The sequence below is a fragment of the Nocardioides imazamoxiresistens genome, assembly GCF_032378595.1.
Classification (GTDB): domain Bacteria; phylum Actinomycetota; class Actinomycetes; order Propionibacteriales; family Nocardioidaceae; genus Nocardioides; species Nocardioides imazamoxiresistens.
In genome coordinates, this window is sequence record NZ_JAVYII010000001.1 from 403,766 (window position 1) to 412,130 (window position 8,365).

The 8,365-nt window shown below is 75.0% G+C and carries 10 protein-coding genes; 4 read left to right on the forward strand and 6 right to left on the reverse strand.

Annotation, left to right across the window (positions count from 1 at the left end; all coding sequences use genetic code 11):
- Positions 1-18 precede the first annotated feature (18 nt).
- Positions 19-252, forward strand: coding sequence for a hypothetical protein (locus tag RDV89_RS01940; protein ID WP_315730848.1), 234 nt, complete (start codon positions 19-21; stop codon positions 250-252).
- Between the two features lie 9 nt (positions 253-261).
- On the opposite strand, the gene RDV89_RS01945 is transcribed toward RDV89_RS01940, so the two are convergent.
- The gene (locus tag RDV89_RS01945) at positions 262-939 is read right to left on the reverse strand and encodes a hypothetical protein (RefSeq protein ID WP_315730849.1); all 678 of its coding nucleotides are present in this window, start codon (positions 937-939) and stop codon (positions 262-264) included.
- A 144-nt stretch (positions 940-1,083) separates the two neighbouring features.
- Between RDV89_RS01945 and RDV89_RS01950 the strand changes: the two genes are divergently transcribed.
- The 3 genes from RDV89_RS01950 to RDV89_RS01960 all read left to right on the forward strand — a co-directional run bounded on the left by RDV89_RS01950 (position 1,084) and on the right by RDV89_RS01960 (position 4,167).
- Complete coding sequence (locus RDV89_RS01950; RefSeq protein WP_315730850.1) at positions 1,084-1,704, forward strand: TetR/AcrR family transcriptional regulator; 621 nt, start codon at positions 1,084-1,086, stop codon at positions 1,702-1,704.
- A gap of 83 nt (positions 1,705-1,787) precedes the next feature.
- Positions 1,788-3,431 carry an MFS transporter gene (locus RDV89_RS01955; RefSeq protein WP_315730851.1) on the forward strand — a complete coding sequence of 548 codons (1,644 nt, stop codon included), beginning with the start codon at positions 1,788-1,790 and terminating at the stop codon, positions 3,429-3,431.
- A 103-nt stretch (positions 3,432-3,534) separates the two neighbouring features.
- Positions 3,535-4,167 carry an alpha/beta hydrolase gene (locus RDV89_RS01960; protein ID WP_315730852.1) on the forward strand — a complete coding sequence of 211 codons (633 nt, stop codon included), beginning with the start codon at positions 3,535-3,537 and terminating at the stop codon, positions 4,165-4,167.
- Here RDV89_RS01960 and RDV89_RS01965 read toward each other — a convergent pair.
- The 5 genes from RDV89_RS01965 to RDV89_RS01985 form a co-directional block, all read right to left on the reverse strand.
- Positions 4,160-4,714 (reverse strand): type 1 glutamine amidotransferase domain-containing protein, encoded by a 555-nt coding sequence (locus RDV89_RS01965; RefSeq protein ID WP_315730853.1) that lies wholly within the window; start codon positions 4,712-4,714, stop codon positions 4,160-4,162. The two genes, RDV89_RS01960 and RDV89_RS01965, sit on opposite strands and share 8 nt — an antisense overlap.
- 105 nt (positions 4,715-4,819) lie before the next feature.
- A complete protein-coding gene (locus RDV89_RS01970; protein ID WP_315730854.1) occupies positions 4,820-5,323 on the reverse strand; it encodes a CAP domain-containing protein in 504 nt (167 codons plus the stop codon).
- Between the two features lie 102 nt (positions 5,324-5,425).
- Complete coding sequence (locus RDV89_RS01975; RefSeq protein ID WP_315730855.1) at positions 5,426-6,427, reverse strand: uroporphyrinogen decarboxylase/cobalamine-independent methonine synthase family protein; 1,002 nt, start codon at positions 6,425-6,427, stop codon at positions 5,426-5,428.
- Positions 6,424-7,596, reverse strand: a complete 1,173-nt coding sequence (mnmA, locus tag RDV89_RS01980) for a tRNA 2-thiouridine(34) synthase MnmA (RefSeq protein WP_315730856.1) — start codon at positions 7,594-7,596, stop codon at positions 6,424-6,426. The genes RDV89_RS01975 and mnmA overlap by 4 nt, the downstream gene beginning before the upstream one ends.
- Positions 7,593-8,365 (reverse strand): cysteine desulfurase family protein (locus RDV89_RS01985; RefSeq protein ID WP_315730858.1); only part of this gene is annotated, 773 nt, incomplete at its 5' end. The genes mnmA and RDV89_RS01985, both read right to left, overlap by 4 nt.

An 8,365-nucleotide genomic window follows, 5' to 3' on the forward strand; every position in this document is an offset into this window, starting at 1 on the left:
CACCGCTAGGTTGCCGACGTGCCCTTCCTGCGCGCGCCGCGCGAGCCGTACCGACGCGGCTTCTACATCGGCCACCTGGTCGCCGGAGCACTCCTCCTCGTAGGTCCGGTGACCCGCCTGCTGTTCATGGACCGGTCCCGAACGATGCTTGTGATCGACATCGTGCTCCTGATCCCCATCCTGGCGTTCTACGGGACGATCGCTGTCCGGTGGAGGCTCCAGATCCGCGACGAGCGCGGCGTGCGGCCCTGAGCCCGCCCCTCACCCCGCCAACGGTCGACCGATCCGCAGCGCGGCGGCGCGCGCCCGCTCCAGGTCCGCCTCGGGGTTGAGGTCGCGCACCATCTGCGCGGTCAGCGGTCGGTCCTCGACGACCGCGTCGAAGGCGTCGTCGTCGATCCGCACGCCGCCGTGGTCGTGGGACAGCGAGGCGTACACGTCGTCCAGCACCCACTCCTCGACCAGGTCGAGCGGCCACGAGGTGATCTCGGGGGCCCGACCGTCGTGGGGCTCGAGCCGGCCGTGCCGCCAGGCGGTGTCGCCGGGGCCGCGCCACAGGGCGAGGGTGACGACCGCGAAGCCGGGCTCGGGGTTGAGCCGCTCGTCGAGCAGGTACGCCTCCAGCTCGCCCGGCAGGCCGTCCAGCAGGCCCGGCCAGGTCTTCCCCTCGTCGTAGCGGCTCATCGTCGACTCGTGGTCGAAGACCCGCACGAGGACGTGCTCACCGGCGAAGACGGCGTGGTAGTCGTCGCCCGCACCGTCGTCGAACGTGCCCACGGCGACCCCGTCGGACCAGGCGGCGTCGAAGGTGTAGCGGGGGTACTGCCCGTCGCCGAGCACGGCGTCGAGGAGGGCGAGCCGCTCGAGGCGCCGGCGCAGCTCGGCGGGCTCGGGCAGCTGGGCGGCGTAGGCGGCGAGGTCGGCGGTCGTCTCGGGCACGGGCGCACCCTGCGCCCCCGGCCGACGCCCCAAACCATGAGGTCCAGATCACTCGATGGAACGACTTGGTTCCATCGCGGAGCAGGCGTACAGTCCTCCGACGGAACGAAACGGTTTCGTTCCGTCGCCCGGAAAGGCCCGCCCGTGAGCATCCGCCGCCCCTCCTGCCGCCCTCGTGTCGAGGGCGACCGCGAGCAGGAGATCCGCGACGCCACGGTGGAGGTCCTCGCCGAGGTCGGCTACGACCGCCTGACCATGGACGCCGTCGCGAAGGCCGCGCAGGCCTCCAAGGCGACGCTCTACCGCCGCTGGTCCACCAAGGCGGCCCTGGTCGTCGACTCGCTGTGCAGCCTCAAGGCCGGCCCCGAGACCCCGGTCGACACCGGGTCCCTGCGGGGCGACCTGCTCGCCGCCTTCGGGGGCGAGAAGGGCTTCGTCAACCACTCGCTGATGGCCGCGTTCACCAGCGTCCTCACCGCCCTCACGACCGACGAGGAGCTCGCCACCGGATTCCGGGAGCGCTTCATCGGCCCCAAGCTCGCCGTCAGCCGCGAGATCTACGCCCGCGCGAAGACGCGCGGCGAGATCCGCCCGGACCTCGACCTCGACCTCCTCGAGCCCGCGCTCCCGGGGATCATCCTGCACCGCGCCATCGTCCTCGGCGACCCGCCGACGCCCGACCTCGTGGCCCGGGTGATCGACCAGATCATCCTGCCGGCCGCCACCGCTCCCGCGGCCGTGCCGACCGCCTCGGCCACCACCTGAGCAACCGCCTCCTCGCACCTCCTCCGCCCGTCGTCCGCGCACCTCGCGCGCGGACGGCGTACGCCCTGCTCCGAAGGAAACCCATGACCGACCTGTCCCCGACCTCGCCTGCGTCCGCGCAGGACGAGGCGCCCGCCTCGCCGGCCCCCGCGCGCCGGCTCGGATGGGCCCTGGTGCTCATCTCCGTCGCCCAGCTGATGGTGGTGCTCGACGCCACGATCGCGAACATCGCGCTGCCCTACATCGGCGCCGACCTGGACATCGACTCGGCGAACCTCTCGTGGATCGTCACGGGGTACGCCCTGGCGTTCGGCGGCCTGCTCCTCCTGGGCGGTCGCCTCGGCGACCTGCTCGGACGCCGCAACGTGCTGATGGCCGGCCTCGTGGTCTTCGCGATCGCGTCGCTGCTCGGCGGCTTCGCCACCAACGAGGCGCTGCTGCTCGGCGCCCGCGGCCTGCAGGGCCTCGGCGCCGCGCTGGCCTCCCCCGCCGCGCTGGCGCTCATCACCACGACCTTCCCGGCCGGTCCCGCCCGGAACCGCGCCTTCGCGATCTACGCCGCGATGTCCGGCATCGGCGCCGCCTTCGGCCTCATCCTCGGCGGCTGGCTGACCGGCCACGACTCGTTCTTCGGTGTCGACGTCGAGGGCTGGCGGATGACGTTCCTCATCAACGTGCCGATCGGCATCGTCGCCGCCCTGCTCGCCCCGCGCGTGCTGCCCGAGTCGGTGCGCCACCCCGGACGCCTCGACGTCCCCGGCGCCGTCACCGGCACGCTCGGCCTGCTCGCCGTCGTCTTCGGCCTGACCCGCGCCGGCGAGGAGGCCCACGGCTGGGGCGACACCGGCACGATCGCCGCGCTCGCCGCCGGTGTCGCGCTGCTGGTGACCTTCGTCGTCATCGAGACCCGTGTGACCGACCCGCTGATGCCGCTGCGGATCTTCGCCCACCGCGCCCGCGCCGCGAGCTTCGTGGCGATGATGATGGTGCCGGCCGCGATGTTCGCGATGTTCTTCTTCCTCAGCCTCTACGTGCAGAACGTCGGCGGCTGGGAGCCCCTGCACACCGGCTTCGCGTTCCTGCCGTTCTCGGTCGGCATGATCGCCGGCGCGACCCTGTCGTCGAACCTGGTGAACCGCATCGACCCGCGCTTCATCGCCGGCACCGGCACCATCCTGGCCGCGATCGCCCTGCTCGGCTTCTCGCGCCTGCCCTCCGGCCTCGCGGCCGGCGACCTCGTGTCGTCGCTGGCGAGCGGCGGCTCCGCGGTGGACATCCAGTACGCCACGAGCCTGCTGCCCTTCCTGCTGCTGATGTCGTTCGGCATGGGGCTCACGTTCGTGCCGCTCACCCTCACGGCCGTGCACCACGTGCGGGCCGAGGACTCGGGCATCGGCTCCGGCGTGCTCAACACGATGCAGCAGGTCGGTGGCGCCCTGGGTCTGGCGACCCTGGCGACCGTGGCCAGCCACGTCGCGAACAACCGCGCCGAGACCCTCGCGCCGCAGCTGGGCCAGGCCGCCCAGTCGGCGCAGGTCCCCGCCGACCAGGCCGAGGGCCTCGTCTCCGGCGCCGCCTACCTCGGCGCGTTCGCCGACGGCAGCACGACCGCGTTCCTCGTGGGCGCCGGCCTCATCCTGGTCGGCTCGGTCGTGATCTGGCTGTTCCTCGACGTCAAGCACACCGAGCTCGCCACCGACGGCCCCGAAGGCGTCCACGTCGGCTGACGGTCCGCACGGCCTCTCCCCCGCCGCCCGTCGCCCGCACCACGGGCGGCGGGCGGTGGTCGTCCCCACCCATCCACCCACCGACGGAGTACGAAGGACCCTCGTGAGCACCTCCGAGACCCGGCCGACGTCCGACGAGCGCCTCACGCGCACCGACGTGGAGGACCCGCGCGGTCTCGTCCTGATGCTGCACGGCGGCAAGGAGCAGTCGGTCGCGCCCGTCGACGGGCGCAGCGCCTCGTGGCGCCGCTCCGCGGCGATGCAGCGCTCGATCGCACCGGCGCTGGGCGAGGACGGGGTCGCGACCTGGCTGCTGCGCTACACGCTGCGCGGCTGGAACGGCGGTGCCCCGGTCGCCGACGCCCGCGCCGCGCTGGACCGCGCGGCGGCCGAGCTGCCGGGCGTACCGGTCGTGCTGCTCGGGCACTCCATGGGCGGGCGCACCGCGGCCCACGTCGCCGACCACCCGGCGGTCGTGGGCGTGGTCGCCCTGGCCCCGTGGTTCCCCGAGGGCGAGCCGGTCCGGGCCCTGCGCGGCAGGCCGCTGCTGGCGGCGCACGGGGCCCGCGACAAGATCACGTCCCCACGGGCGACGCGGGCCTACGTCGAGCGCGCGAACGCCGACGGGGCCCGTGCCACGTTCCGTGACATGGGCCCCGTCGGCCACTACATGTTCCGCCGCGCCGGCGCGTGGAACGAGGTCGCGCTCGCCGGCTGCCGCGAGCTGCTCAGCTGAGCGAGTCGGCGATCGCGCCGACGAAGGCCGGCAGGTCGTCGGGGTTCCGGCTGGTGATGAGCCCGCCGTCGACGACGACCTGCTCGTCCACCCATTCGCCCCCGGCGTTGCGCACGTCGTCGGCGAGGCTGGGGTAGCTGGTCAGCCGGCGGCCCTTCACCAGGCCCGCGGAGACCAGCAGCCACGGCCCGTGGCAGATCACCGCGACGGTCTTGCCGCCCTCCAGCGCCGTGGTCACGATCCGCTGTGCGGTCGTGTCGGTGCGCAGCGTGTCGGCGTTGACGGTGCCGCCGGGGACGACGAGGGCGTCGTACGCCGACACGTCGAGGTCGTCGAGCTTGCCGTCGACGTCGACCACCGACGACTTCTCGGTGTCGCCCTCCATCGCCTGGATCGACTCGCCGCTGGTCGAGAACACGGTGACCTCGGCCCCGCGGGCCCGCAGCTCGTCACGCGGGGTGGTGAGCTCGACCTCCTCGAAGTAGTCGCCGGCGATGACGGCGACCTTCTTGCCGCTCAGGTCCGCGGTCGTGGCGGTCTCGGTCATGGGGGTGCCTCCTCGGTCGTCGGACGGTCCTCTCAACGGTACCCAGCCCGGGGGCACGGAGCCCCCGGGCCGGATCGCAGCACCGCCGCAGCACCGCCCGGACGGTCAGCGGGAGGCGACGTACAGCATCACGACGTAGACGCGGCCCGAGCGGGCCGTGGCGACGCCGACGCCCGTGTGCGTGTAGCCGGCGTTGAGGATGTTCGCCCGGTGGCCGGACGAGTTCATCCACATCCGGGTGACCTGCGCGGCGTCCTTGCTGCCGAGGTAGGCGACGTTCTCGCCCGCGCGGCTCCAGTGGTTGCGGTCCATCAGCGGCCGCAGCGGCTGGTGGGAGAGCCCCTGGTCGGCGTTGGCGAGCTGGCGGGCCCAGGACTGGGCCGCGGCGGGCGCACTCTTGGAGGTGCCGAGGGCGGCGACGCGGTTCGCCGTGCGCTGCTTGTTGACCTCGACGCGCACCCGCTCGGGGAACGGGGTGACGGCCTGCGTGGTGGCGGCGCCGACCTGGGCGGAGGCGGGGTTCGCCGCGCCGATCAGCAGGCCGCCCAGCGCTACGGCGAGCGCGAGCAGGAGGTGGGTGGGTGTGGCCAGCGTGCGGGTCCGAGACATCGGGAGGGTCCTCTCTGGAAGGCGATGCGTACCAGCGAAGCACGGAACGGTGTTCACCTGCATCCACCGAACGGGCGTACCGGGCCCCGGGACCCGTCCGGCTCAGTCGTCGAGGCGCCGGGCGGCGTCGCGCAGGGCGGAGAGGTGCCGTGGCACCGCGGCCACGGGCGTACCGGCGAGGCCGCAGGCGGTGCCCACGCCGAAGCCGTCCCCCGGACCGAGGCCCAGGGTGTCGAGCCAGCGGCGGGCGCGGTCGGCGAGGTCGCGGTCGCGCGGCGCCTCGGCGGCGAGGGGGTCCGCGACGCCGAGCACGAGGCCGGCCCCGGCGTCGTACGCCTCGGCGACCTGCTCCAGCGCCGTCGCGTCCAGCACCGCCGGGTCCACGACGAGGGCGCGGGCACCGGCACCGTGCACGAGCGACCAGGGCGTGCCGGGCGCGCAGGCGTGCACCCACGGCTCGCCGCCCGCGTCGGCGACGGCGCCCAGGACCCAGCCGAGCCCCTCGGAGAGCTCGGGCACGTCGACCGAGCGGTGGCGCCCGAAGCCCGACGCGGTCGGGATCCGGGCGTCGCGCACGGCCGTGAGCGCGGGCTCGTCGACCTGCACGACCACCCGGACGACACCCGGCACCCGCCGTCGCGCCTCGGCCACGAGCTCGCCCGCCGCCTCGGCCAGCGACTGCGCCAGGTCGCGGCGCGCCGCGTGGTCGGCGACCAGCTTGTCGCCGCGCGGACGCTCGGTGGTCGCGGCCAGCGTCCACGGCCCGGCCAGCTGCAGCTTGAGGTCGCCGGCGTAGCCCTGGGCGCGCTCCTCGAGGCTGTCGAGGTCCTGCAGCAGCAGGCTGCGGGCCCGACGCTGGTCGCGGCCCGGGGCCCCGGAGGTGCCGGTCAGGCGCCAGCCGGCGGGCTGCAGGTCGGCGTCGAGCCCGGTCTGCCAGGCCAGCGTGCGGCCCGTCATCGCGGCGCCGGCGCCGCGGCCGGGCACCTCGGGCAGGTACGGCAGCCCCGGCGCGTCCCCGAGCACGTCGAGCACGTGGCCCAGCGCGGTGTCGAAGGCGTGCTGGTCCTCGCCCGGGTGCGACCCGGCGGCGGTGGCGAAGGTCATGCGGGCTGCTCCGAGCGCCGCGTCGCGGAGATCGTGGCGGAGCCGACCACGCGGGTGCCGTCGTAGACGACGACCGCCTGTCCGGGGGCGATGCCCTCGGCGGGGTCCAGCAGCTCGACGTCCAGCGCCGGTCCGTCGCCGTGCGGGTCCGCCGCGGGCGTGACCACCGCACGGTGCTCGGTCCCGTGCGCGCGGAGCTGGACCGTGCAGGCGAACGGCTCGCCCGCCGGCAGCGGGGCGGTGCACCAGCGCGGCCGGATGCCCGTCAGCCCGTCGATGCGCAACCCGGCGCGCGGCCCGACCCGCACCGTCCCGGCGACCGGCTCGATGTCGAGCACGAAGCGTGGACGCCCGTCGGGGGCGGGCCGCCCGATCTTGAGGCCGCGGCGCTGGCCGATGGTGAAGGCGTACGTCCCGTCGTGGCGGCCCAGCACCTCCCCCGTCGCGTCGTCGACGATGTCGCCGCCGTGGTTGGGCGCCCGGTCGCCGAGCTTCTCGGCGAGCCAGCCGGCGTTGTCGCCGTCGGCGACGAAGCAGATGTCGTGGCTGTCGGGCTTGTCCGCGACCAGGAGGCCGCGGCGCGCGGCCTCCTCGCGCACGGCCGGCTTCTCGGAACCGGCCAGGGGGAACAGCGAGTGCCGCAGCTGGTCCTGGTCGAGGACGCCGAGCACGTACGACTGGTCCTTGGCCGCGTCCGCCGCGCGGTGCAGCTCGACGAGACCCTGGTCCCGGCTCTGGGCCCCGCCCGCTCCAGGCGCCGGCCGCAGCTCGGCGTAGTGGCCCGTCGCGACCGCGTCGAAGCCGAGCGCGAGGGCGCGGTCGAGGACGGCGGCGAACTTGATCGACTCGTTGCAGCGCAGGCAGGGGTTGGGGGTGCGGCCGGCCGCGTACTCGTCCATGAAGTCCACGACGACCGCGTCGTGGAACTCGGCGCTCATGTCCCACACGTAGAACGGGATGCCGATGACGTCCGCGGCGCGGCGGGCGTCGTTGCTGTCCTCGATCGTGCAGCAGCCGCGGGCCCCCGAGCGGTAGGAGGCGGGGTTGCGCGAGAGGGCCAGGTGCACGCCGGTCACGTCGTGGCCGGCCTCGACCGCGCGGGCGGCGGCCACGGCGGAGTCGACGCCCCCGGACATCGCGGCGACGACGCGGAGCGGGCCGGAGCTCATCCGGCCCTCCGGGTCGCCCGGGCGGCGGCGCTCAGCGCCCGCTCGACCGCGGCGGGGAGCGCCTCGAGCGCGGCGGCGACGTCGTCGGCGGTGCTCGTGTGGCCCAGCGAGAAGCGCAGGGTCGAGCGGGCCTCGGCCTCCTCGAGCCCCATCGCGAGCAGCACGTGGCTGGCCTGCGGCACGCCGGCGGAGCACGCCGAGCCGGTCGAGACCTCCACCCCGGCGGCGTCGAGGAGCATCAAGAGCGCGTCGCCCTCGCAGCCGGGGAAGCGGACGCTGGCGATGCCGGGCAGCCGCTCGGCGCCGGCGCCGTTGACCGCCACGCCGGGGACCGCGGCGCGTACGCCCGCCACCAGGTCGTCGCGCAGGCCCGCGAGGCGGAGCGCGGAGGCGGGCTGGGTGGCCACGGCCGTCTCGAACGCCGCGGCCAGCCCGGCGATCGCGGCGACGCCGACGGTGCCGCTGCGCAGGTCGCGCTCCTGGCCGCCGCCGTGCAGCAGGGCGGTGAGGTCGTGCCCGCGGCGCACCACCAGGACGCCGGCGCCGTGGGGACCGCCGACCTTGTGCCCGGTCGCGGTGACGAGGTCGACGGGCGCGGCGGCGAGGTCGACTGGGACGGCGCCGAGGGCCTGCACGGCATCGGTGTGGAACGGCACGCCCCGCTCGCGGCACAGCGCCCCGAGGGCGTCGACGGGCTGCAGCACGCCGGTCTCGTTGTTGGCCCACATCACCGAGACCAGGGCGACGTCGTCGCCGTCGCCGAGGGCGG

Bases quoted from the DNA above. Each gene is read 5' to 3' on its own strand.
- RDV89_RS01955 (WP_315730851.1), top strand. From the start codon at position 1,788: ATGACCGACCTGTCCCCGACCTCGCCTGCGTCCGCGCAGGACGAGGCG.
- RDV89_RS01965 (WP_315730853.1), bottom strand. From the start codon at position 4,714: ATGACCGAGACCGCCACGACCGCGGACCTGAGCGGCAAGAAGGTCGCC.
- RDV89_RS01970 (WP_315730854.1), bottom strand. From the start codon at position 5,323: ATGTCTCGGACCCGCACGCTGGCCACACCCACCCACCTCCTGCTCGCG.
- RDV89_RS01975 (WP_315730855.1), bottom strand. From the start codon at position 6,427: ATGACCTTCGCCACCGCCGCCGGGTCGCACCCGGGCGAGGACCAGCAC.
- mnmA (WP_315730856.1), bottom strand. From the start codon at position 7,596: ATGAGCTCCGGCCCGCTCCGCGTCGTCGCCGCGATGTCCGGGGGCGTC.